General features: G+C 56.2%; 19 protein-coding genes. 13 read left to right on the plus strand and 6 right to left on the minus strand.

From position 1 onward, the window contains the following. Positions 1 to 155: 155 nt before the first annotated feature. Both argE and ppc read left to right on the plus strand, forming a co-directional pair. The gene (gene argE / locus ACL2XF_RS19720; protein ID WP_410012692.1) at positions 156 to 1307 is read left to right on the plus strand and encodes an acetylornithine deacetylase; all 1152 of its coding nucleotides are present in this window, start codon (positions 156 to 158) and stop codon (positions 1305 to 1307) included. Between the two features lie 256 nt (positions 1308 to 1563). After that, on the plus strand, positions 1564 to 4203 hold the full coding sequence (ppc, locus tag ACL2XF_RS19725; protein ID WP_410012693.1) for a phosphoenolpyruvate carboxylase: 2640 nt from the start codon (positions 1564 to 1566) through the stop codon (positions 4201 to 4203). An 80-nt stretch (positions 4204 to 4283) separates the two neighbouring features. Here the strand turns inward: ppc and metF are convergent, their stop codons facing one another. From metF to metB, 4 genes are all read right to left on the minus strand, one after another. Beyond that, positions 4284 to 5195 carry a methylenetetrahydrofolate reductase gene (gene metF / locus ACL2XF_RS19730; RefSeq protein WP_413727398.1) on the minus strand — a complete coding sequence of 304 codons (912 nt, stop codon included), beginning with the start codon at positions 5193 to 5195 and terminating at the stop codon, positions 4284 to 4286. 190 nt (positions 5196 to 5385) lie between these two features. Next, positions 5386 to 6573, minus strand: a complete 1188-nt coding sequence (locus ACL2XF_RS19735) for an ankyrin repeat domain-containing protein (RefSeq protein WP_413727399.1) — start codon at positions 6571 to 6573, stop codon at positions 5386 to 5388. Between the two features lie 227 nt (positions 6574 to 6800). Beyond that, positions 6801 to 9236 carry a bifunctional aspartate kinase/homoserine dehydrogenase II gene (locus tag ACL2XF_RS19740; RefSeq protein WP_413727400.1) on the minus strand — a complete coding sequence of 812 codons (2436 nt, stop codon included), beginning with the start codon at positions 9234 to 9236 and terminating at the stop codon, positions 6801 to 6803. Between the two features lie 2 nt (positions 9237 to 9238). Then, complete coding sequence (metB, locus tag ACL2XF_RS19745) at positions 9239 to 10399, minus strand: cystathionine gamma-synthase (protein WP_410012697.1); 1161 nt, start codon at positions 10397 to 10399, stop codon at positions 9239 to 9241. Positions 10400 to 10723: 324 nt separating this feature from the next. Here metB and metJ point away from each other — a divergent pair, with 324 nt between their 5' ends. Further along, the gene (metJ, locus tag ACL2XF_RS19750; protein WP_410012698.1) at positions 10724 to 11041 is read left to right on the plus strand and encodes a met regulon transcriptional regulator MetJ; all 318 of its coding nucleotides are present in this window, start codon (positions 10724 to 10726) and stop codon (positions 11039 to 11041) included. A gap of 658 nt (positions 11042 to 11699) precedes the next feature. Further along, complete coding sequence (locus tag ACL2XF_RS19755; protein WP_413727401.1) at positions 11700 to 12857, plus strand: ankyrin repeat domain-containing protein; 1158 nt, start codon at positions 11700 to 11702, stop codon at positions 12855 to 12857. A gap of 171 nt (positions 12858 to 13028) precedes the next feature. On the opposite strand, the gene rpmE is transcribed toward ACL2XF_RS19755, so the two are convergent. After that, positions 13029 to 13244 carry a 50S ribosomal protein L31 gene (gene rpmE / locus ACL2XF_RS19760; protein ID WP_162367573.1) on the minus strand — a complete coding sequence of 72 codons (216 nt, stop codon included), beginning with the start codon at positions 13242 to 13244 and terminating at the stop codon, positions 13029 to 13031. 202 nt (positions 13245 to 13446) lie between these two features. Between rpmE and priA the strand changes: the two genes are divergently transcribed. The 7 genes from priA to rraA all read left to right on the plus strand — a co-directional run bounded on the left by priA (position 13447) and on the right by rraA (position 21698). Then, positions 13447 to 15642 carry a primosomal protein N' gene (gene priA / locus ACL2XF_RS19765; protein ID WP_410012700.1) on the plus strand — a complete coding sequence of 732 codons (2196 nt, stop codon included), beginning with the start codon at positions 13447 to 13449 and terminating at the stop codon, positions 15640 to 15642. Positions 15643 to 15894: 252 nt separating this feature from the next. After that, complete coding sequence (cytR, locus tag ACL2XF_RS19770) at positions 15895 to 16938, plus strand: DNA-binding transcriptional regulator CytR (protein WP_410012701.1); 1044 nt, start codon at positions 15895 to 15897, stop codon at positions 16936 to 16938. 79 nt (positions 16939 to 17017) lie between these two features. Further along, positions 17018 to 18142 carry a cell division protein FtsN gene (ftsN, locus tag ACL2XF_RS19775; protein WP_413727402.1) on the plus strand — a complete coding sequence of 375 codons (1125 nt, stop codon included), beginning with the start codon at positions 17018 to 17020 and terminating at the stop codon, positions 18140 to 18142. Positions 18143 to 18230: 88 nt separating this feature from the next. Beyond that, entirely contained in the window at positions 18231 to 18779 is a 549-nt protein-coding gene (gene hslV, locus ACL2XF_RS19780) for an ATP-dependent protease subunit HslV (RefSeq protein WP_410012703.1), read from the plus strand. After that, the gene (gene hslU, locus ACL2XF_RS19785) at positions 18772 to 20103 is read left to right on the plus strand and encodes an HslU--HslV peptidase ATPase subunit (RefSeq protein WP_413727403.1); all 1332 of its coding nucleotides are present in this window, start codon (positions 18772 to 18774) and stop codon (positions 20101 to 20103) included. Before hslV ends, hslU begins: the two co-directional genes overlap by 8 nt. 91 nt (positions 20104 to 20194) lie before the next feature. Further along, the gene (locus ACL2XF_RS19790; RefSeq protein WP_410012705.1) at positions 20195 to 21112 is read left to right on the plus strand and encodes a 1,4-dihydroxy-2-naphthoate polyprenyltransferase; all 918 of its coding nucleotides are present in this window, start codon (positions 20195 to 20197) and stop codon (positions 21110 to 21112) included. A 100-nt stretch (positions 21113 to 21212) separates the two neighbouring features. Beyond that, the gene (rraA, locus tag ACL2XF_RS19795; protein WP_162367566.1) at positions 21213 to 21698 is read left to right on the plus strand and encodes a ribonuclease E activity regulator RraA; all 486 of its coding nucleotides are present in this window, start codon (positions 21213 to 21215) and stop codon (positions 21696 to 21698) included. A gap of 61 nt (positions 21699 to 21759) precedes the next feature. Here rraA and zapB read toward each other — a convergent pair whose 3' ends face one another. Beyond that, on the minus strand, positions 21760 to 21999 hold the full coding sequence (zapB, locus tag ACL2XF_RS19800; RefSeq protein WP_410012706.1) for a cell division protein ZapB: 240 nt from the start codon (positions 21997 to 21999) through the stop codon (positions 21760 to 21762). Positions 22000 to 22503: 504 nt separating this feature from the next. Between zapB and ACL2XF_RS19805 the strand changes: the two genes are divergently transcribed. Both ACL2XF_RS19805 and glpK read left to right on the plus strand, forming a co-directional pair. Continuing rightward, a complete protein-coding gene (locus ACL2XF_RS19805; protein WP_410012707.1) occupies positions 22504 to 23361 on the plus strand; it encodes an MIP/aquaporin family protein in 858 nt (285 codons plus the stop codon). Positions 23362 to 23400: 39 nt separating this feature from the next. Beyond that, positions 23401 to 24915 carry a glycerol kinase GlpK gene (gene glpK / locus ACL2XF_RS19810; protein ID WP_410012708.1) on the plus strand — a complete coding sequence of 505 codons (1515 nt, stop codon included), beginning with the start codon at positions 23401 to 23403 and terminating at the stop codon, positions 24913 to 24915. The last annotated feature ends 71 nt before the right edge of the window (positions 24916 to 24986 follow it).

Consider the following 24986-nt stretch of genomic DNA (forward strand, 5'->3'; position numbering starts at 1 on the left):
CTAAGTCGTCGCTTAAGCAACTATTCGCTGTTCACCCGCGAGGTCAAGCGTAGTAGTCTGGTAAGTATCCGTTTACTTTACGCTCAACGTTAGTGTATTTTTATTCACTATTATTGCATGAATATTGATACTATCCAAACTAAAGGCTGTCAACAGTGAAGACAAAATTACCCCCGTTTATGGAGTTGTACCGCGCCCTGATCGCCACGCCGTCCATCAGTGCCACCGACAGCGCCCTGGATCAAAGTAATCAGACCTTAATCAATTTGCTGGCGGGGTGGTTCACGACGCTGGGTTTCCAGGTCGAAATCCAGCCGGTGCCGGGCACGCGCAACAAATATAATATGCTGGCCCGTATCGGCAGCGGCGCCGGCGGCCTGCTGCTGACGGGGCACACCGATACCGTCCCGTTTGACGACGGACGCTGGACACGCGATCCCTTTACCCTGACCGAAGACAATAATAAGCTGTATGGCCTGGGCACCGCCGATATGAAAGGCTTTTTTGCCTTTATCCTCGACACGCTGCGCGATATCGATACCAGCAAGCTGCAAAAGCCATTATATATCCTCGCCACCGCCGATGAGGAAACCAGTATGGCGGGAGCCAGCTATTTCGCCCAGTCCAGCGAGCTGCGCCCGGATTGCGCCATTATCGGCGAACCGACCTCGCTGCAGCCGGTGCGCGCCCATAAAGGCCATATTTCCAATGCGGTGCGTATCCAGGGCCAATCAGGCCACTCCAGCGACCCGAGCCTGGGCGTTAACGCTATCGAACTGATGCACGAGGCCATTTCCCACCTGATGATACTACGCAATACGTTGCAGGAACGTTACCATCACCCGGCCTTCGACATCCCCTACCCCACCATGAATTTCGGCCACATCCACGGCGGTGATTCCGCCAATCGCATTTGCGGCTGCTGCGAGCTGCATATGGATATCCGCCCGTTGCCCGGCCTGACGCTCGGCGACCTGGACGGGTTATTGACCGAGGCCCTGGCGCCGGTAAGCGCGCGCTGGCCGGGACGGTTAACCATTACCGCCCTGCATCCGCCCATCCCCGGTTATGAATGCCCGGCGGACCATCGTCTGGTGGCAGTGGTGGAGACGTTGCTGGGCGTCAAAACCGACGTGGTCAATTACTGTACCGAAGCGCCGTTTATCCAGCAGCTGTGCCCCACTCTCGTCTTGGGCCCGGGATCGATAAAACAGGCGCATCAGCCCGACGAATATATTGATACCGCCTTTATTAAACCGACGCGGGAATTAATTTCCCAAGTGATACGACATTTCTGCCTGCAATGATCATCGCTGACTTTTTGTCCTTTGCCCCAGACTTCGCGCGCCTGGCCCCGTATGAAAGGCGCGGCCAGGTTTATGGCGATAAGTATTTCTTATAATCATTACATGTTGTTAACTTTCAAGAATTGACGCGATTTTAATGTTATATGGCGTGAATTGATGTCATTTGACGAATGAATGGATACATGGCTAGATAACGGTGGGTGATTTACGTCATTCGGGTGAAATAAATTTTCAGGTGAGTTGGATCAGGGTCCTTATGAACGAACAATATTCGGCAATGCGAAGCAACGTTAGTATGCTCGGGAAACTTCTGGGCGACACCATAAAAGATGCGATGGGCGAGAATATCCTGGATAAGGTAGAGACCATCCGCAAGCTGTCAAAGTCCTCCCGTGCGGGTAGCGAAACCCATCGCCAGGAACTGCTTTCCACTTTACAGAACTTATCCAATGACGAGTTGCTGCCCGTGGCGCGCGCCTTCAGTCAGTTTTTGAACCTGACCAATACCGCGGAACAGTTCCACGTCATTTCCCCCCACGGCGAGGCGGCGAATAACCCGGAAGGCCTGGGTAAGGTCTTTGCCCGTCTGAAAGAGAATAACGCGCTGGATGATAAAGATATTCGCGCCGCGGTGGAGTCACTGTCAATCGAACTGGTATTAACCGCCCATCCCACCGAAATTGCCCGCCGCACCCTGATCCATATGATGGTTGAAGTCAACAGCTGCCTGAAACAGCTGGATCACAGCGATCTGGCGGACTATGAGCGTAAACAGATTATGCGGCGTCTGCGCCAGCTGGTGTCGCAATACTGGCATACGGACGAGATACGCAAAAACCGTCCATCGCCGGTGGACGAGGCAAAATGGGGTTTCGCCAATGTGGAAAACAGCCTGTGGGAAGGCGTGCCGCAGTATTTGCGCGAACTGAACGAACAGCTGGAAACGGTGTTCGGTTATAAACTGCCGGTGGAGAACGTGCCGGTGCGATTTACCTCCTGGATGGGCGGCGATCGGGACGGCAACCCCAACGTCACCGCCGATATCACCCGGCGCGTGTTGTTGTTAAGCCGCTGGAAAGCCGCCGATCTGTTTATCCGCGACATCCAGGTACTGGTATCCGAGCTGTCGATGACGGAATGCACGCCGGAGCTACGGGCATTGGCCGGCGGCGACGAAATCCAGGAACCTTATCGGGTCATCATGAAGCGGTTGCGCGCCCAGTTGATCGGCACCCAGAACTGGCTGTCGGCGAAACTCAGGGGCGAGCTGGTACTGCCGCCGGAAGATCTGCTGGAGCACAACGATCAGCTTTGGGCGCCCTTGTTTGCCTGCTACGAATCGCTGAAAGCCTGCGGCATGGGCATTATTGCCAGCGGCCAGTTGCTGGATACCCTACGGCGTATCAAGTGCTTCGGCATCCAGCTGGTGCGTATCGACGTGCGCCAGGAAAGCACGCGTCACACGGAAGCGTTAAGCGAAGTCACCCGCTACCTGGGGCTGGGGGATTACGAAAGCTGGTCTGAAAGCGATAAACAGGCGTTTCTGATCCGCGAATTGAACTCCAAACGCCCGCTGCTGCCCCGTCATTACCAGCTCAGCGACGAAACCCGCGAGGTGCTCGATACCTGCCGGGTGATCGCCGACGCGCCGGAAGGCTCCATTGCCGCCTATGTCATCTCCATGGCCAAGACGCCCTCCGATGTGCTGGCGGTACATTTGCTGCTAAAGGAAGCCGGCTGCCAGTTTATCCTGCCGGTGGCGCCGTTGTTTGAAACCCTGGACGATTTGAATAATGCCGATGAGGTGATGAGCCAGCTGCTCAGCATTGACTGGTACCGCGGCATTATCCAGGGCAAACAGATGGTCATGATTGGCTATTCGGATTCGGCCAAGGATGCGGGGGTCATGGCGGCCTCATGGGCGCAATACCGCGCGCAGGACGCGTTAATCAAAACCTGCGAAAAAGTGGGCATCGCCCTGACGCTGTTCCACGGCCGCGGCGGTTCTATTGGCCGTGGCGGCGCGCCGGCCCACGCGGCCCTGCTGTCGCAACCCCCGGGCAGCCTGAAGGGCGGCCTGCGGGTGACCGAACAAGGCGAAATGATCCGCTTTAAATTCGGCCTGCCGGAAGTGGCCATCAGCAGCCTGGCGCTGTACACCGGTGCGATCCTCGAAGCCAACCTGCTGCCGCCGCCGGAACCGAAGCAGGAATGGCGCGCCCTGATGGACGACCTTTCAACCACCTCATGCAATATGTATCGCGGCTACGTGCGTGAAAACCCCGATTTTGTACCTTACTTCCGTTCGGCTACGCCGGAGCAGGAACTGGGTAAACTGCCCCTGGGCTCGCGTCCTGCCAAACGGCGTCCCTCCGGCGGCGTTGAGAGCCTGCGCGCCATTCCGTGGATTTTTGCCTGGACGCAAAATCGCCTGATGCTGCCCGCGTGGCTGGGCGCCGGCGCGGCGCTGCAAAAAGCGGTGGAAGAAGGCAAACAAGATCAGCTGGAAGCCATGTGCAGCGATTGGCCGTTTTTCTCCACCCGCATCGGCATGCTGGAAATGGTGTTCGCCAAGGCCGACCTGTGGCTGGCGGAATATTACGATCAGCGCCTGGTGGAAGAAAAGCTCTGGCCGCTGGGTAAACAGCTGCGCAAGCAATTGGCGGACGACATTAACGTGGTGCTGACCATTGCCAACGACGATCATTTAATGGCCGATCTGCCGTGGATTGCGGAGTCCATCGCGCTGCGCAATGTTTATACCGACCCGCTGAATGTACTGCAGGCTGAATTGTTGCATCGCTCGCGCCAGCAGGAACACCCCGACCCACGGGTCGAGCAGGCGCTGATGGTGACCATTGCCGGCGTGGCGGCGGGAATGCGTAATACCGGTTAATGTGAAACCCTGATCTCAATACCCTGAAGCCGGACCTGTTATGGTCCGGTTTTTTTATGATTGCCGGGTAAAAATGCTTTTTAACGCGCGGACGGGGCGGTGGCTACCTGCGGCCGCACACCCAGGGTATGGCAGATGGCATAGGTTAAATCGGCGCGATTGAGGGTATAAAAATGAAAATCCTTCACCCCTTCCCGGCTGAGGATTTTCACCATGTCCATGGCAATGGACGCGCCGACCATTTTGCGCGTCTCGGCATCGTCGTCCAGTCCTTCGAACATACTGGTCATCCAGTTGGGGACCTTGACATTGGTCATGGCGGCAAAACGCTGCAACTGCTTAAAATTGGAGACCGGCAGGATACCGGGCACAATTTCGGTATCAATCCCGGTCGCCACGCAGCGATCGCGAAAGCGCAGGTAACTTTCCACATCAAAAAAGAATTGGGTAATCGCCCGGTTGGCGCCCGCGTCCACTTTCTTTTTCAGGTTAATCAAATCCGATTGCGCGCTTTTCGCCTCCGGGTGTACCTCTGGATACGCGGCCACGGAGATATCAAAATCGCCGACTTTTTTCAGCAATGTCACCAGATCGGCGGCATACATGGCCGGCGCCCCGCTCCCGGGGGGTAAATCCCCGCGCAGCGCCACGATATGACGGATACCGCTATGCCAGTAATCCTCGGCGATTTTTTTCAGCTCGTCCGGGGTGGCGTCGATACAGGTCAGGTGGGGCGCGGCCTCCAGGCCGGTGCGCTCCTTGATATCCTTGATAATGCTATGGGTGCGGTCGCGCTCGCCGGAATTGGCGCCGTAGGTCACCGAGACAAAGGTGGGCTTGAGGGCGCTTAGCCGGTCGATGGAATGCCACAGGGTTTGCTCCATATCACTGGTGCGCGGAGGGAAAAACTCAAACGAGACATTAATGCTGCCCTGTAATTCAGCCAGGTTTTGGTTCAGGGCTTCCCGCTGATTGGCGTGAAAAAAACTCATACCTTTTCCTCTTAACGCGTGTGATGGTTCACTAACACTCTACGCCGGTGGTGGTCCGTTGCGATCGGTTGTTTTATGCGTCTATACGTTTAGACGGCTAAATAGAATTTGACTGAAATCGTTAGTGGAGTCAACAAAATCATTTGGCAGGATGGGGAGTAATCTTCACGCATTATGAAAAAAATTCACTTTATCCGCCGCTGTGATGTTCAACCGATTCTGATGTCCGAGGCCGCCGGTCGCGCAGTCGTCTTTGTTCTAATAAACGTACAATATCGGCAAGCCCCCCGGAATGCGCTATTTGTTGCGGTGTCCACAGTCCGCGGTTGCGGGCATCAATATTTATCTTTGACGCAGTAAGTAATCTGTCGACTGTTTCTTTGGCGCCTTTTATCACCGCAATATGCAAAGCGGTGTCGCCCCGACGGTCCTCAATATTTACATCGGCCAGGGTTTCCAGCAGATCCGGCAAGATATCATCATTGCCGCCCAGCACGGCGGTATGCAGCAATTCGCGGCACCGTTGGTCTTGCTGGCACAGAATAATATCATTTCTTTTTAACAACCGGCGAACCATTTCATTTTGTTTCTTGAAAATTGCTTTCATTAAAGCAGTGTTACCGTCCTGGTCAACAATATTGACATCCGTGTTTTCATTTTTACATATAGCGTCGAACACCTCAACATTACCGGCATCGACGGCAAAATGGAGAGCGGTGGCGCCTGAATTATATTTATGCGAGAGGGCGAATACAAAATCATATTCTCCAAAACCATAAATACCTCTATCACTGATATCATAACTAATATTCATGTTAATGCCAGGCGCATTGATCAGCTTATTAACCGCAACAATATCTTCCTTTTTTACCGCCATCAGCAATGGCGTGAATCCTGTAAGATTTTTGGTATTAACATCTATCGTTCCTGACTCTAAAAGGGCTTCCATTACTGTAGGTTGATTAGCATTCACCGCTTCATGCAATAGCGTATTACCCGTTTCATGATCAATGCTATGGCCGAGGTTCTGGCCCAGCTTGATAAGAGTACGCAAGGCACTATCATCGCCACTGGCGACCAGTTGAAAATAAATTTCCGCTTTAGACTTTTCCTGTAATAAATTCAGAATACGTTGAGATTCCGCCTCGAAATCTGGCGTCGTCTGTGACAATCGGATCAAGTCCGGCACCGGCAGCCTACCCAAAATATCGCCGATAATCTCCTTGGGCAATCTATCAAAATAGAGCGCGATGCAGTTATTTTTTATGCTAATACATGATTTCAGCCCCGGGATACAGTCGTTCTGTTGCTGTAGAGGTTTGAGATTAGTCTTGATGATACTAAGGGATTCGGCCTGCAATTGATGGCATCCATTCATCCTTTGACAACTCCTTTTATTATCTACTGACGATGGGTATTACCCGCTATATTTACGGCAATAAGTAAAATACACAATATGATAAATTTCAGAAGCAGACAAAAAATTAATGAATTTTCAAAGCTAAGGTTATACTTCGTTTAATTAAGCAGATACCGAATTCTGCTCAATAGAGGGGGAGATAAACACAGGTAGCAGCGGGCGGATTTCTCCGCCCGTGAATGGCATTATAATAATTGCGCCAGCCGGTTCAAATCCGACTGGATGGCGCCGGCGGTAACATCCCGGCCCGCGCCCGGCCCACGGATGACCAACGGGTTATCGCGGTACCAGCGGCTTTCGATGGCGAACACGTTATCGCAAGGCAGCAACGACGCCAGCGGGTGCTCGGGACGTACCGCCTCCACCCCGACCCGCGCCTTGCCGTTGGCGTCAAAACGCGCCACATAGCGCAGCACCAGGCCCATCTCATTCGCCGCCTCCAGACGTTGGACCATTTGTTCATTAAGGGCATGGCCGTCCTCAAAAAACTGATCCACCGACCCGAGCACGCTGTCGGGCGATACTAGCGATTCCACCCGCACGTGGTTCGGCTCGATTTCATAACCCGCTTCGCGCGCCAGGATCACCAGCTTGCGCATCACGTCCTGGCCGGATAAATCCACCCGCGGATCGGGTTCGGTCAGCCCCTGCTGCCAGGCCTGTTCCACCAAATCGGTAAAAGGCACCGTGCCGTCGAATTGCAGAAAAAGCCAGGAAAGGGTACCGGAAAAAATGCCGCTTATGGACAAGATGCTGTCGCCGCTGTCGCGCAGATCGCGCACCGTATGGTTAACCGGCAGGCCGGCGCCCACGGTGGCGTTGTATAACCAATGACGACCGGTTTTGGCAAAGGCGTCGCGGATCTGGCGGTAGTTGTCACCGCTGGAGGCGCCCGCCAGCTTATTGGCGCTGATAACGTGAAAACCATAGCTGGCGAAATCCAGATATTGTCCGGCCAGCGCTTCGCTGGCGGTGACATCGAGCACCACCAAATCATCATAGGGATGGGCGCGCATCCATAAAAACAGGTCTTCCGGCTCCTGCTCGACGGCCTCATCATGAAAGAAAGCCAGCGCCCGGCTGGCGTTCAGCCCGTCATAGCTGAGCAGGCTGCGCCGGCTGTCCACCACGCCGCTGAGGATAAACTCAAAACCAGTGCGCGCCGACAGGCTTTCCTGCTCGCGGGCGAACAACTCCAGCCAGCGCGAGCCGATATTGCCTTTGCCGAACAGGATCAGGCCGATGCGCTTTTCGGCGCGGAACAACGAGGTGTGCAATCCCTGCACCACATGTTCGGTGGGACCGACGCGCAATACCGCCACCAGGCTGATGCCGTCCTCCGCCTGCCAGAAAAATTCCACCGGCTGATATTTTAACTGTTGGTAAAAACGATGGCAGTGCAGCGGGTTTTTAGTAACCCCCGCGCCGACCATCGCCACCAGCGCCAGTCCTGCGCGCAGCTTAAGCTCTCCCGGCAGCTCCGCCTGCTGCAGGGTCTGGAACACGCTATGGACCAGTTCGGAGGTATAGCACAGCTGCAACAGCCGCCGATCGCGATGAACGCCTACCGCCAGCGGCTTGATTTGCGCGCGCTTTAACGCCTGGTCGAGTTCTTTCTGCGCCAGGGAAAAGTCGTGCTGCGGCGCAATGGTCAGCTCGATCAGGCAGACATCGTCGTGGCTGGTGACGATTTTCGCCCCGGTGCCGGAAGCCAGTACCCGCTCGATACGTGTAGACCCCTGTTCCGGCTGATAGCTGCAGCGCAATAACAGATCGATATCGCTGCCGGATACCGGCTGCAGGGTGCGGGTATGCAATACCGGCGCCGCCAGGCGCGCCAGCTCGCTGGCTTCGTCCAATCGCAGCAGGGGCAGCAGGCAGGCGTCTTTCACCTTGCGCGGATCGGCGCTATAGACCCCGGCCACGTCGCTCCAGATGGTCACCCTGGCCACACCGGCCAGCGCGCCGATTTGGGTGGCGGAATAGTCGCTGCCGTTACGCCCAAGCAATACTGTTTCCCCGGCCTGATTGCGGCAGATAAAGCCGGTGACCACCAGACGTTTGCTGGGGTATTGGGTCAATAGCTGCTGTAATAAGGGCCATGAACGCCCTTCGTCTACCTGCGGCTGGGCGGCATATTCAGCGCGCAGGAAATCCCGCGCGTCCAGCCAGACCGCCTCGATATCCTGGCAGTTGAGTACCGCCGCCATAAGACGCGCCGACCAGATTTCACCGTGGCCGACCACTTCCGCATACACGCTATCGGTCACCGCGCCGTCCAGCAATACCGCCAAACGCTCCAGATCGCGGATAAATTCCGTCATCATCGCATCCGCCAGGTCGGGCGGCAGCAGGCCGGCGAACAGTTGCTGCTGGTAGCGGCGCAGGGTCTGCTGGACCTGATGCGCGGAAAGGCGATCGGTTTGGCTCAGCTTAAGCCAGCTGATCAGCTGGTTGGTGGTGGAGCCCGCCGCGGAGACCACCATTAAATCACCGGGTTGGCTGTAATCGGCCATAATGCCCGCGACCCGTTGGTAACACTTCACATCGGCCAGACTACTGCCGCCAAACTTGTGCAGTTGCCTGCCGGCCAAGCGTACCGTCGTTCCCAGAGCACTCATAACTACCTCTTCGCCGCCGCCTGGAAAGCCTGTTCCAGATCGGCAATTAAATCTTCGCTGTCTTCAATGCCGACGGACACCCGCAATAATGTTTCCGATATACCGGCCGCAGCGCGTGCCGCAGGCGCCATACCCGCGTGGGTCATGGTGGCGGCATGGGAAATCAGGCTCTCTACGCCGCCAAGGGATTCCGCCAGGGTAAATAATTCCAGGCTGGCTAAAAAGCGGCGCAGCACGGATTCATCGCCGTTCACTTCAAAGCTGAGCATGGCGCCGAACCCTTTTTGCTGGCGACAGGCGATTTCATGACCGGCATTGTCCGGCAGGCCGGGGTAATATAATTTTTTCACCAGCGGCTGCTGTTGCAAATAGGCCACGATATCCAGGGCATTGCTTTGCTGCTGGCGTATGCGCGGCGCCAGGGTGCGGATGCCGCGCAACAAAAGATAGCTATCGAAGGCGGCGCCGGTCACGCCGATGTTATTGGCCCACCAGGCAAGCTCGGTGGCGAGCGCGTCGTCCTTGGCTATCACCGTGCCGGCCACCACGTCGGAGTGCCCGTTAAGGTATTTGGTACAGGAGTGCACCACCAGATCGGCCCCCAGGGCCAGCGGCTGCTGCAGGGCCGGGCTCATAAAGGTATTATCCACCACGCACAGGGCGCCCGCCCGATGGGCGGCCTGGCATATAGCGGTGATGTCCACCACCCGCAGCAGCGGGTTGCTGGGCGTTTCGATCAGTACCAGCTTGGGTTTTTCGTCCAGTGCCGCCTGCAACGCCCCCGCATCCCCCTGATCGACAAATTTGACCCGGTACGCGCCGCGTTTGCTCAGACTGTCGAACAGGCGATAGCTGCCGCCGTAGCAATCATGCGGCGCCACCAGCAGATCGCCGGGTTGCAGGAATACGGTACAGACAAGATGTATCGCCGACATGCCGCTGCTGGTCATCACCGCGCCCGCGCCGCCCTCCAGTTCCGCCAACGCGCGCTGCACCACATCCCGGGTCGGGTTACCGCGCCTCGAGTAATCATGCACGCGCGGTTGATTGAAGTCGGTAAAGTTATAGGTGCTGGAAAGGGTGATGGGGGGAACGACGCAGCCGAACTGTTCATCATTATTTAACCCGCTGCGAACTGCGATGGTGGCCTGCTTACGCGTCATGTACTCGCATCCTGACTGTGTGCGTGAGAGTGAAGGTCAAAGAGTAAACCGCCCGGCGATAGACGTCAATACATCTGGACATCTAAACTTCTTTGCGTATAGATTGAGCAATGCATTAATAACAGCTAAAATTATGCGGGTTTTAAGTGTTAAAATCTAACTGACTTTTTACCGCAGCCGCCAGGCCAGGTCGAGGGCGGGGTGATAGGAAAAGTTGATAAATCGCAAAATAAGCGGGCATACGGTAGTGAGAGACAGACAGTTACGGCATAATCTGCCCGTTTTAAGCATATTATATTCATTTGATGAGAGTTAAGGTATCCCATGGCGGAATGGAAAGGTGAGTATGTCAGCCCTTATGCTGAACATGGTAAAAAAAGCGAGCAGGTAAAAAAAATTACGGTATCCATTCCGCTGAAGGTTCTCAAAATCCTGACCGACGAAAGAACCCGGCGCCAGGTCAACAACCTGCGGCATGCCACCAATAGCGAACTGCTTTGCGAGGCGTTCCTGCATGCGTTTACCGGCCAGCCGCTGCCAGACGATAACGACCTGCGTAAAGAACGTAGCGACGAAATTCCCGAAGCCGCCAAGGAGCTGATGCGCGAAATGGGCATCAATCCCGACACGTGGGAATACTAACCCCGGCCAGGTAAAGACAGCGCGTGGCGAAGGCTTCGCGCTAGCGCCATCCGCGCGCGGGCAATCGTTGCCTGCGTCCCCCGTTGCCTGGCATAAATGCCTGTGCCGTTGCACGCTGCTGGTCGTTAACTGACGGGCATTAACATTATAAGCGGCTCCCTTTACCCTCCGCCCAACTCTAGCCGGCCGCAATAATGAAAAAAAGCCCTTCAAAATCAGAAAAATAAATTCACCCCATCCCTGCGTGCCTGTCGGGGGACGCCGCCATCGTCGCATAGCCGCGATAAAATAAGCTGATTTCCCTGTTGTAACCATTATCATAAAAATCCTTGTATCCTATAGGCTTAACATTATGCATCCTTTTTGTTTACCTATTTCCGGGGCCCCTGCGCCAATCTGCTTATTTTCGACGCAACGCCGTTTGCCATATTCTCAGGAGATATCGTTGCCTCAACGCTTCCTCAAAAAAATACAATCGGTAACGTCATGGCCGGAAACACTGTCTCGCCCCGGCGGCCGGGTGAAGAAAAAGGCGCAAGCCCTCGCCGGGCGCGCGATCGTGCATAGCCAAGGCGTGGACATGGCCCGGGCATTTGCTGCGCGCCCTATCCTCCAGATAAAAAATGTCGTTCCGCCTTCCGGGCCGGATTTCGCCGCCATGCCATCCGAAATAAAGGCCGCTATTTTCCGCAACCTGGACTTGGGTGATTTGCTTAATGTGATGAGATTGGGCGGTATCGACCGGGACGAGGCGCTTTTTGCGTTTCGGCGCATTGAAAAAACTGCGCTGGCGCAGCAAATATTTGCCCAAGTTTGCCAGGGAAATACGCGAATAGTGCCGTTTTGCCAAGCCATGGCCTTGGATATCGCCACGCTCACTAAAGCAGAAAATGACAGGACGCTGTTAATGGAGGCGATCCGGCATCATCATCCCGTTATCGTCAGACAACTGCTTGCGCTGCCGAAAATAGACGTCAATGCCGCCGATCGGAATAGACTCAGCGCCCTGCATTTTGTCGCCCTGAACAATGATGACGCTATCAGCGCGCAACTGCTGGCCCAGCCCGACGTTAATATCCACGCCGTTAACCATCTCGGTTCAACGGCGCTGCATTGCGCCGCCGCGTTCGGTCATGTCGCCGTGCTGGAGTTACTGCTGGCAAGGCGGGAGATTAACGTTAACGCCGGCGATCATATCGGTGCCACCCCTCTGCACTATGCCGCCATGACTCTCGGTCCGGCGGATGTTGCAAAGGACATGCTTGCCGGGAAAATAACGGCGATACAACAATTGCTGGCCACCCCTGGCATTGATGTGAACCGTTGTGATAACGACGGCTGTACCCCCTTGCAACTCGCGGCCAAGGACGGTCTTGATCCCATCGTTCACCGGTTGCTGTCCGCGCCCGGGATTAATGCTGATTGCGCCGACAGCCTCGGCTACACGGCGTTGCTAAGCGCGCTGGCCCTGTTGCGCACCGATATCGCTATCCGCTTGATTGCATTGCCGGACATCGATATCAATTCCGCCCAGGCTGAAGGCTGGACAGCGCTGCATTATGCCGCGACCCAAGGCAATACCGTTTTGGTGGACCTTCTGTTGCGCAAACCCAATATCCAGATCAACAGGCGCCAGAATGACGGATGGACCCCGTTGCATTGCGCCGTCCTCAATGGTCATACCCAGGCGATAAGACGTTTGCTTGACGAGCCGGATATCGATATTAAAGCCACGGATAATTATGGCTGCAACGCATTATTCTATGCGTTAATCCGGCGCGAAGGCGGCATTACCAGGCTGCTGAAAGAAAGGTAACGACCAGCGCGGCACTTTTCTGCGGGGGGCTTGAACATCAAGGGCGATCAACACAGCGGGGCGGGCGCGTTCTTTTCCTGCCGTTAAAAAACGAAGCCCCAGCCTTGCGGCCGGGGCTTCGTTAAACAGCAAAAGTCACACTGGGTGATTTTTGTGCTGTCGGTCAGGCAATTATTTTTTACTGACCGGAACGCTGAAACGTTTGTTAAAGCGATCAACACGTCCGCCGGTATCAACAACACGTTGTTTACCGGTGTAGAACGGATGGCAGGCGCCGCAAACGTCCAGGGTCAAATCGTGGCCCAGGGTGGAGTGGGTCTTGATAACGTTACCGCAAGAACAGGTTGCAGTAATTTCTACGTATTTCGGATGGATATCTTTTTTCATGGAAAACCTCGTCGTAAGGCCGCGTCGCTATCCAGTCTTCTTCCGCCGGACACCACGCGAAGGGAGTTGAGTTTCTCTAATGCCGGATGGCACCAAAGGCGGCGAATCATACAGAATGCCGCCGGGCTTTGCAAACACATCCGTGCATTGAAGGCGACACAGTGTACACTATCAGCGCAATTTTTCCACCCTGGATGAGTCGATGCCTGTTGTTCACGTTGCGCTACCGGTGCCATTGGCACGCACGTTCGATTATCTTTTGCCCGGCCATCTGCGCCCCGCGGTGGGTGGGCGCGTCCGCGTTCCCTTTGGACAACGCCACGCCATCGGCATCGTCACCGGCATCAGCGAAGAAAGCGAACTGCCGCTGGATAAACTCAAAAGCATCACCGACGTGCTTGATGAACATTCCCTATTCCCGCAAAGTCTGTGGCGGATTCTGAACTGGGCCATCGGTTATTATCATTACCCGGTCGGGGAAGTGCTGTTCCACGCGTTGCCGGTATTGATTCGCCAGGGCAAAGCGGCGGAAACGGCGCCGTTATGGCAATGGTTCGCCACCGAGCAGGGACGCGCTACGGCGCTTGACACCCTGAAACGGGCGCCGAAACAGCAGCAGGCGCTGGCCGCCCTGTTGCAAGGCCCTGTCTACCGGCATCAGGTTGGGGAACTCATGCTGGCCGACAGCGCGCTGCAGGCCCTGCGCGCCAAGGGGTTGAGTGATTTACGTTCCAGCCCCGCCGCCGTCGGCGACTGGCGCGAGAGTTATCGGGTCGAGGGGGAACGACTGCGGCTTAATACCGAACAGGCCACCGCCGTCGGCGCCATCCGCAGCGAAGACGATCGGTTCGCCGCCTGGCTGCTGGCCGGGGTTACCGGCTCGGGCAAGACAGAAGTCTATTTGACGGTGCTGGAAAATATCCTGGCCAAAGGCAAGCAGGCACTGATCCTGGTGCCGGAAATAGGCCTGACCCCGCAGACGATTGCCCGCTTTCGTGAACGCTTTCACGCGCCGGTGGAGGTGCTGCATTCCGGTTTAAACGACAGTGAACGCATGGCGGTCTGGCTGAACGCGCGCAGCGGCGAAACGGCGATTGTCATCGGCACCCGATCGGCGCTGTTTACGCCCTTTGCCCGCCTGGGCATTATCGTTATCGACGAAGAGCATGACAGCTCTTATAAACAACACGAGGGCTGGCGTTATCATGCCCGCGACCTGGCGGTATTCCGCGCGCGCGAAGAAAACATTCCCATTGTGCTGGGGTCGGCGACGCCCGCGCTGGAAACGCTGTATAACGTCCAACTGAAAAAATACCGCAACCTGACGCTTGGCAAACGCGCGGGCAACGCCAGGCCCGCCACGCAGCAGTTGCAGGATCTGAAGGGACTGGCGCTGACCAACGGCATGTCGCAGCCGCTGTTGAAAAAAATGCGTACCCATCTTGATGCCGGCAACCAGGTGATGCTGTTCCTGAACCGGCGCGGCTTCGCCCCGGCGCTGTTATGCCACGAATGCGGCTGGATCGCCGAATGCCAGCGCTGCGATCATTATTATACCCTTCACCAGCAGCAGCGCCTGATGCGTTGCCATCATTGCGACAGCCAGCGACCGATCCCCAATCAATGCCCGCAGTGCGGTTCAACCCAGTTGGTGCCGGTCGGCCTCGGTACCGAGCAGCTTGAAGAAACGCTGACGGCATTATTCCCCACCACCCCCATTACCCGTGTCGATCGCGACACCACGTCGCGCAAAGGCGCGTTGGAACACCATTTGGCCGAAGTGCATAAAGGCGGCGCCCGTATTTTAATCGGCACCCAGATGCTGGCGAAAGGGCACCATTTCCCGGACGTCACGCTGGTGTCGCTGCTGGATGTGGACGGCGCGCTGTTTTCGGCCGATTTCCGCTCGGCGGAGCGGTTCGCGCAGCTCTATACCCAGGTTTCGGGACGCGCGGGGCGCGCCGGTAAACCGGGCGAAGTGTTCTTGCAAACGCATCATCCCGATCATCCGTTATTGCAGGTATTACTGCATGAAGGGTATATGGCTTTTGCGCTACAGGCGCTGGCCGAACGCCAGACGGTGCTGTTGCCGCCCTTTACCAGCCATATTCTGTTTCGGGCGGAAGACCACGATAACCAACAGGCCAGGCAGTTCCTGGAGCGACTGCGCCAGTTGCTGGATGCCAGCCCGTTACGCGATGAGTCCCTGTGGCTGATGGGACCTATCCCAGCGCTGCAGCCCAAACGCGGCGGACGTTTTCGCTGGCAACTGCTGCTGCAGCACCCTTCGCGCGCGCAATTGCAACGACTGGTCGCCGCCAGCCTGCCGCTGGTGGGCACCATGACCCAGGCGCGCAAGGTAAAATGGTCGCTGGATGTGGATCCGGTGGATATTTAATCCTGACGGGGTTATCAGTATTTTGCGCATCACATTCGGATAATATTCAAAGTTTGTACCGGAACGATCTTTTTAGTCACTCAAGTAACGCACTATCTGATAGAAAAGACGGGCCAGGGGACACTGGGATCGTCCCGTGCCGCCACGCGCGGCCGGCATCTTTCCGGGCGCTGGTGTTGAGGGTCGCACCGGAACACCGTATGGAACATGCGCGATAAAACGTGCCTATTGCGCTGACATCAGGAGAAAGATGTGGAATCTAAAAAGTTTGCCGGCCTGGCGACCATGAAGGATGTGGCGGAAAAAGCCGGCGTGTCGACAGCCACGGTTTCCAGGGCGCTCATGAATCCGGAGAAAGTCTCCGTCACCACGCGTAGAAAAGTCCAGCTCGCCGTAAGCGATGTCGGCTATTCCCCGCAGCCTCTCGGCCGCCAGGTAAAACGAAATGAAACCTGCAACCTGCTGGCCCTGGTGCCGGATATCTGCGATCCCTTTTTCTCTGAAATCCTGCGCGGCATTGAGGAAACCGCCGATGAAAACGGCTATCTGGTCCTGATTGCCGACTACGCCCACCAGCGCCCACATAAAAAAAGCTTCAGTGATTTGATCATTGCCAGGCAGATAGATGGTATGTTGCTGCTCGGGTCCGAGCCGCCATTTGCCATTGATATCGCAGAGCAGCAAAACCTGCCGCCGATGGTGATGGTCAATGAGTTTGTTCCGGAGCTTGCATTGCCCACGGTGCATATCGATAATCTTACCGCGGCCTATGAGGCGGTGGATTATCTGTTCAGCCTTGGCCACCAGCGTATCGCCTGCATTAGCGGCCCGGAGCATCTGATGCTTTGTCATTATCGGGTACAGGGGTATATTCAGGCGCTGCGACGTCATGGCATCCCGCCCGAAGATCATATTGTCATCCAGGGCGACGTGAGTTACGAGGCAGGCGCGGCGGGACTTAATGCATTAATTTCGCGAACGTATCCGCCTACTGCTATCTTTTGTCACAGTGATATCATAGCGTTTGGCGTTTTATCCCAGGCGAAGAAAATTGGGCTGGACGTGCCGGGGGATTTGTCCCTGGTCGGCTTCGACGATATAACGCTTGCGAAATTCTGCGACCCACCGTTGACTACCGTGGCCCAGCCGAGCTACCAGCTTGGCCGAGAGGCGTTATTGTTACTCTTGCAGCAGCTCAGGCAACAGGCGGTAGCGAATACCTCCCTGCTATTGGATAGCAAACTGATCGTCCGGGGCAGTACCGCCATGCCCCGCATAAAACGAAATGCGCTTTAGGACTACAGGCGCTGGTCAAATATTATTGCCTTCAGTAACATGACGGGCTGGTTACTTTCTCAAACTTAGCGAAACGACAGTGGCACAAAGAGACTATGTAGGCCGTGGAAGGACAAACACGCGGCGCAAAAAAACCAACAGTCGAAAAAAACGCACCTCTTCCGGCATCTCAAAGACCATGATCGCATTGGCCGTTGCCGTATTGATTACGTTTATTGGCGGTCTCTACTTTATTGCCCACAATAAGACGGAGGAGGCAGTCATTCTGCCGAGCCACGGCAACCATACCAGCAACGGCCTGCCGCCTAAACCGGAAGAGCGTTGGCGTTATATTAAAGAGCTGGAAAATCGCCAGATAGGGGTGCAAACGCCTACCGAGCCCACCGCGGGCGGCGAGGTGCAAACACCCGCCCAGTTGACCGACGAGCAGCGCCAGTTGCTTGAGCAGATGCAAGCGGACATGCGCCAGCAGCCGACCCACCTCAACGAAGTGCCTTATAACGACCAGGTGAAATCGTCGGCGGCAAATCACGCCCGTAACCAGCAGAACCAGCAATCATTCCAGACGACGCCTGCGCCGCGTCCAACGCCTGCCGCCACGCCGGTACAACCGCGCCAGGTTTTCTCCACGCCGGTTGAGCAACAGCCGCCGCGCCAGGCGCCGGCCGTACAGCAGGTGCAACAGCCGCCGCGCCAGGCGCCGGCCGCACAGCAGGTGCAACAGCCGCCGCGCCAGGCGCCGGCCGTACAGCAGGTGCAACAACCGCCGCGCCAGGCGCCGGCCGCACAGCAGGTGCAACAGCCGCCGCGCCAGGCGCCGGCCGCACAGCAGGTGCAACAACCGCCGCGCCAGGCGCCGGCCGCACAGCAGGTGCAACAGCCTCATCAGGCGCCGGTGACCGCCATACAACCGGCGCCCCAGACGAAAACGGAAGCCCGCGCCGAAGCGAAGGCGGAAAAAGAACCGGCGGAAAAAGCCCAACGCTGGCTGATCCAGTGTGGTTCGTTTAAAGCGATGGATCAGGCCGAGTCTATCCGCGCCCAGCTCGCCTTCGGCGGCATTGAAAGCCGGATCACCAGCAATGGCGGCTGGAACCGCGTCATGTTGGGCCCCTATTCCACCCGCGCCGGCGCCGATAAGTCGCTGCAAAATTTACGCGCGTCCGGGGTGTCAAATTGCATTCCCATTGCCAGTGGGGGTTGAAAACCCTTAATCCCACCCCATCTATAAATTCAATATGTCTCATACTCATTATGAGACGCTTGAATCTATAGTTACCGGAGGGTTGCACGTGACAACAATCGTAAGCGTACGCCGCAATGGCCGTGTGGCCATCGGCGGCGACGGCCAGGCTACCCTGGGTAATACCGTGATGAAAGGGAATGTGCGCAAAGTCCGTACGCTTTACCATGATCAAGTGATAGCGGGTTTTGCCGGCGGCACCGCGGATGCCTTTACCTTATTCGAACTGTTCGAGCGTAAGCTGGAACTGCATCAAGGCCATCTGACCAAGGCGGCCGTGGAGTTGGCTAAGGACTGGCGTACGGATCGCATGTTACGCAAGCTGGAGGCCATACTGGCGGTGGCGGATGAACAGACGTCGCTTATCATTACCGGCAATGGCGATGTTATCCAGCCGGAAGACGATCTGATCGCCATTGGTTCCGGCGGGCCGTATGCCCAGGCCGCCGCGCGCGCCTTGCTTGATAACACCGAGCTTGGCGCGCGGGATATCGTGGAGAAAGCATTGACGATAGCGGGGGACATCTGCATTTACACCAATCAATTCCACACGATTAAAGAAATCACCTCCAAAGTGAAGGAGCCTGAAAATGTCTGAGATGACTCCACGCGAAATCGTCAGCGAACTCGACGACTATATTATCGGACAGCATAATGCAAAACGCGCGGTTGCCATCGCGCTGCGCAACCGCTGGCGCCGCATGCAGCTGGACGAAGCATTGCGTCATGAAGTGACGCCAAAAAATATCCTGATGATCGGCCCGACCGGCGTCGGTAAAACAGAAATCGCCCGCCGTCTGGCAAAACTGGCCAACGCGCCGTTTATCAAGGTAGAAGCCACTAAATTTACCGAAGTCGGTTACGTCGGCAAAGAAGTGGATTCAATCATCCGCGATCTCACCGACGCGGCGGTAAAAATGGTGCGCCTGCAATCCATGGATAAAAACCGCCAGCGCGCTGAAGAGTTAGCGGAAGAACGCGTGCTGGATGTGCTGATCCCGCCGCCGAAAAATAATTGGGGCCAGCCGGAGGAGACCGCCGAACCGTCGGCGGCGCGTCAGAATTTCCGTAAAAAGCTGCGCGAAGGCCAGCTGGACGATAAAGAGATCGAGATAAACCTGGCCGCCGCGCCGATGGGCGTCGAGATTATGGCGCCTCCGGGAATGGAGGAGATGACCAATCAGCTGCAATCGATGTTCAAAAACCTGGCCGGGCAAAAACAAAAACCACGCAAGATTAAAATCAAGGAAGCGCTGAAGCTGCTGGTCGAGGAAGAGGCGGCAAAGCTGGTCAATCCGGAAGAGCTGAAAGAGCTGGCTATCGAAGCCGTCGAACAGCACGGCATCGTATTTATCGATGAAATTGATAAAATCTGCAAACGCGGCGAAACGTCCGGCCCGGATGTCTCCCGCGAGGGCGTGCAACGGGATTTACTGCCGTTAGTGGAAGGCTGTACCGTCTCGACGAAACACGGCATGGTAAAAACCGACCATATCCTGTTTATCGCCTCCGGCGCGTTCCAGGTGTCCAGCCCGTCCGATTTGATTCCGGAGCTGCAAGGCCGGCTGCCGATCCGCGTCGCGCTTGAAGCTCTGACGACCAACGATTTCGAGCGTATCCTGACCGAACCCAGCGCTTCCCTGACGATTCAGTACAAAGCGTTGATGGCCACCGAAGGCGTCAGCATCGAATTCACCGCCGACGGCATCCGACGCATCGCCGAGGCCGCCTGGCAGGTCAACGAACGCACCGAGAATATCGGCGCCCGTCGCCTGCATACCGTGCTTGAGCGCCTGATGGAAGATATTTCCTATGACGCCAGCGAATGGGATGGTAAAACAATTTCAATTGATGCAGATTATGTTCGTAGCCATCTGGATGAGCTAATATCTGACGAAGATTTGAGCCGATTTATCCTGTAAGCGCCAAGGGGTAAACGACATCCGCAATGGGAGGCTCCGGCCTCCCGTTTTTTTTGCCAAAACCGGGTATTACACATAAGATTCGTTAATTATGAGCGAAACCGTCACCATCAGCCCGACCAAAGCCTGGATGGTCAGCCTGCGCCTGCGCACGCTGCCGCTGGCGCTGGCCTCTATCGTCACCGGCTCGGCGATTGCCGGCTGGCAAGGCCATTTTAAACCCGGCGTCGCGCTGCTGGCGCTGCTTACCGCCGCGCTGCTGCAAATCCTGTCCAATCTGGCCAACGATTATGGCGATTCAGTGAAAGGCAGCGACGATCACGGCCGCATCGGGCCGCTGCGCGGTATGCAGATGGGCGTTATCTCCCGCGGGCAGATGAAACTGGCGTTGATTATCGCCATCGCCCTGTCGCTGATTTCCGGCGCAACGCTTATTGCCGTGGCCTGCGAAAAACCCGCCGATATCCTGGGTTTCCTGGCCCTCGGCGTACTGTCGATTATCGCCGCCATTACTTATACCATGGGTACGCGCCCCTACGGTTATATGGGCTTGGGCGATCTGTCGGTGCTGATTTTTTTCGGCTGGCTCAGCGTCGGCGGCAGCTATTATCTGCAAACCGGCGCCTTCCATACCATCGTGATGCTACCGGCTACCGCCTGTGGGCTATTGGCGGCCGCCGTGTTGAATATCAATAATCTGCGGGATATCGAAACCGATCGCCTGACCGGGAAGAACACGCTCGCGGTGCGTCTCGGGCCGCTGCGGGCGCGTTATTATCATGCGGGCCTGCTGGCGTGCGCGGTGTTGTGCCTGGCCGTTTTCACCCTGCTTGAGTTGCGCAACCTGGTAGGCTGGCTGTTCGCCCTGGCCGTGCCGGCGCTGTATATGCAGGCGCGTTATGTCCTGCACGAGCCAGACCCGTCAGGCATCCGTCCCATGCTGGAAAAAACCGTAAAATGCGCGCTGCTGATCAATATCCTGTTTGCCGTGGGGCTGCTGTTTAGCTAAACGTTTTCTGACGCGCATCAAGTTAACAATTGATGGTTTTGGCAACTGGCGCGAGAACGCGATATACTTTCCGCTCCAGCGGCAAACCGACGTAAATCCTATGAAATACGATACTTCAGAACTATGCGACATTTATCATGAAGACGTGAATGTTGTCGAACCTCTCTTCAGCAATTTCGGCGGGAGGACATCGTTTGGCGGGCAAATCGTTACCGTGAAATGTTTCGAGGATAATGGTTTGCTTTATGACGTGCTTGAAGAAAACGGCCTTGGCCGCGTGTTGGTCGTTGATGGCGGCGGGTCGGTCAGGCGCGCGCTGATTAATGCCGAGCTGGGCACGCTTGCGGTGCAAAACGAGTGGGAAGGTATCGTGGTTTACGGCGCGGTGCGCCAGGTGGACGATCTTGAAGAGCTTGACCTAGGCATCCAGGCCATGGCCGCCACGCCTGCCGGCGCCGCGAGCGAAGGCATAGGCGAGAGCGATATCCGGGTCAATTTTGGCGGGGTAACCTTCTTTTCCGGCGATCATCTTTACGCCGACAATACCGGTATTATCCTGTCGGAAGACGCGCTAGATCTTGAGTAATTGGCGGCAACGCGCAAAAGGGCGATCTGGCATCGCCCTTGTTGTTGCCCGCAAGCCGGCGTTACACTTCCTCCATCTTACTGAGCAATGCGCGTAAACGCTCTTGCCACACGCCCTGCTCCTGCTTCAACTGCTCATTTTCGTTAACCAGCGACTCGCGGTTGCTGGACGCTTGCTGAATTTCCTGAGCCAGACTGTTATTCTTCTCTTTCAATTCTTCAATTTCCATTTGCAACAGCGTGATGGTATCTATCGCCTGCTGTACCTTCGCTTCTAATTTTTCAAATACTTCAAAAGCCATTTCAGCCCCCTTAAGCCTACAAGGTGTAATCATGAATGGGAGCTACACGCCGGCGTGTAGCCCTTAAATCGTCTTGGCGTCAGCACCGCTACAGGCGCGTATCACATTGCCCCGGGTACAGCCTGGAGAGGGGATTTTATGTAGCGCCTCCCCCAGTGTCCAGCCGCAATCGTCTAAACGGCCGAATGAGTCGGTTATTGTACGCTATGAACCCAACGTGCAGCGGAAAGTTTTGCCGGCGATGAGATGCTCGTTTTAGCAATTAACACATTTTGTTAAAAAAGGTGATAGCCAGCACACAGAAATTTTGCCCATAACAGCCTAAATTAAGCGAATACGCTCATTTTTATGACGTACTGCACACAATTTGATTTCGATATTTCTCGTTTCTGCTCGTTAACGATAAATTTACAACATACCTACATGCCTTACTAGGTAAGATTTGATTCGGTAAGCAGACATGTCCACCGCTGCTACCCCACTTTTCGCCAGCAGGAAAAGATTATGAGCCAACAAAAAACTCCAACACTGAAAGGCCAATGTATCGCTGAATTTCTGGGCACCGCCTTGCTGATTTTCTTCGGCGCCGGCTGCGTTGCCGCACTGAAGCTGGCCGGCGCCAGCTTCGGCCAATGGGAAATCAGTATCATCTGGGGCTTTGGCGTCGCCATGGCGGTTTATCTTACCGCCGCCGTTTCCGGCGCGCATCTCAGCCCCGCGGTGTCCATCGCGCTATGGCTGTTCGCCAATTTCGAGCGCCGCAAGGTGGTGCCCTACATCGTTGCGCAAATGCTCGGCGCCTTCTGCGGCGCAGCGGTGGTCTACGGTCTTTACTACAACCTGTTCATCGACTTCGAGCAGGCAAACCATATGGTCCGCGGCAGCGTGGAAAGCCTCCAGCTGGCCGGGGTATTCTCAACCTATCCTAACCCGCATATTTCCGTGATCCAGGCGTTTTTAGTGGAAACGGTGATTACCGCCATTCTGTTATGCCTGATCCTGGCCTTGACCGACGACGGCAATGGCATTCCCCGCGGCCCGCTGGCGCCGCTGCTGATCGGTATCCTTATCGCGGTCATCGGCGCATCCATGGGGCCGTTGACCGGGTTCGCCCTTAACCCCGCCCGTGATTTCGGTCCCAAGGTATTCGCCTACCTGATGGGCTGGGGCAAGGTAGCCTTTACCGGCGGCCGTGAAATTCCCTACTTCCTGGTGCCGCTGATTGCACCGATCATCGGCGGCTGCCTTGGCGCCTTTATCTATCGCTCGCTGATCAGCCCTTACCTTCCTTCTAATATTATCGAGGATGGTTTGGAAGAGACCCGCTCGGCAAACACAGCAAAATCCGAACGCAAAGCGTAATGCTTACTGTGCCAATGTTAACTTTTGCAGGAATCTATTATGTCATCAGATAAAAAATATATTGTGGCTCTCGATCAGGGAACGACCAGCTCACGCGCCATTGTCATGGATCATGACGCCAATATCGTCAGCGTTTCGCAGCGCGAATTCACCCAGATTTATCCCAAACCAGGCTGGGTAGAGCACGACCCGATGGAAATTTGGGCATCGCAAAGCTCGACACTGGTGGAAGTGCTGGCTAAAGCCGACATCCGCTCCGACCAGATCGCGGGCATCGGCATTACCAACCAGCGTGAAACGGCGGTGGTCTGGGATAAGGAATCCGGCAAGCCTGTTTACAACGCCATCGTCTGGCAGTGCCGCCGTACTTCGGATATGTGTGAAAAGCTTAAACGCGATGGCCATGAGGAGTACGTACGCAAAACCACCGGGCTGGTTATCGATCCCTATTTCTCGGGCACCAAGGTGAAATGGATCCTGGATAATGTCGAGGGCGCCCGGGAACGCGCCAAACGCGGCGAACTGCTGTTCGGCACCATAGATACGTGGCTTATCTGGCGCATGACCCAGGGTCGCGTGCACGTTACCGACTATACCAACGCCTCCCGTACCATGCTGTATGACATCCATAACCTGCAATGGGACGACAAGCTGCTGGAAATCCTGGATATTCCCCGCTCCATGCTGCCCGAGGTCCGTCCCTCGTCCGAAGTGTACGGCCAGACCAATATCGGCGGTAAAGGCGGGACCCGTATTCCCATCGCCGGTATTGCCGGCGATCAGCAAGCCGCGTTGTTCGGACAGCTGTGCGTCCAGCCTGGTATGGCCAAGAATACCTACGGCACCGGCTGCTTCCTGCTGATGAATACCGGCACCAAGGCGGTGCAATCGAAACACGGCCTGCTGACCACCATCGCCTGCGGACCGCGTGGGGAAGTCAATTACGCCCTGGAGGGCGCGGTGTTTGTTGCCGGCGCCGCCATCCAGTGGCTGCGCGACGAAATGAAACTGATAAGCGACGCTACCGATTCGGAGTATTTCGCCAGCAAGGTGAAGGATACCAACGGGGTGTACGTGGTGCCGGCGTTCACCGGCCTGGGCGCGCCGTATTGGGATCCCTATGCGCGCGGCGCGATATTCGGTTTGACCCGCGGCGTTAATGCGAATCATATTATTCGCGCCACGTTGGAATCCATCGCCTTCCAGACCCGCGATCTTCTTGACGCCATGCAGGCCGATTCCGGCGCCCGCCTGCAGTCCCTGCGGGTTGACGGCGGCGCCGTGGCCAATAATTTCCTGATGCAGTTCCAGTCCGATATCCTCGGCACCCGCGTCGAGCGTCCCGAAGTACGGGAAGTGACCGCACTGGGCGCGGCGTATCTGGCCGGCCTGGCGGTAGGCTTCTGGAGCGATTTGGAGGAGGTCAGGAGCAAGGCGATTATCGAGCGAGAATTCCGCCCAAGCATTGAAACGGTGGAACGCAACGTTCGCTATAGCGGCTGGCAAAAAGCGGTTGAGCGCGCCCGCTCATGGGAAGAACGCTCGGACGAATAATACCCCGGCCGGCACGTTTTTTTACCCTGGCCGCATTGCGCCGCGGTCCCCGCGCCCGGAATGCGCGCCAG

This window comes from Sodalis sp. RH19 (assembly GCF_047324215.1).
Taxonomy (GTDB): domain Bacteria; phylum Pseudomonadota; class Gammaproteobacteria; order Enterobacterales; family Enterobacteriaceae; genus Acerihabitans.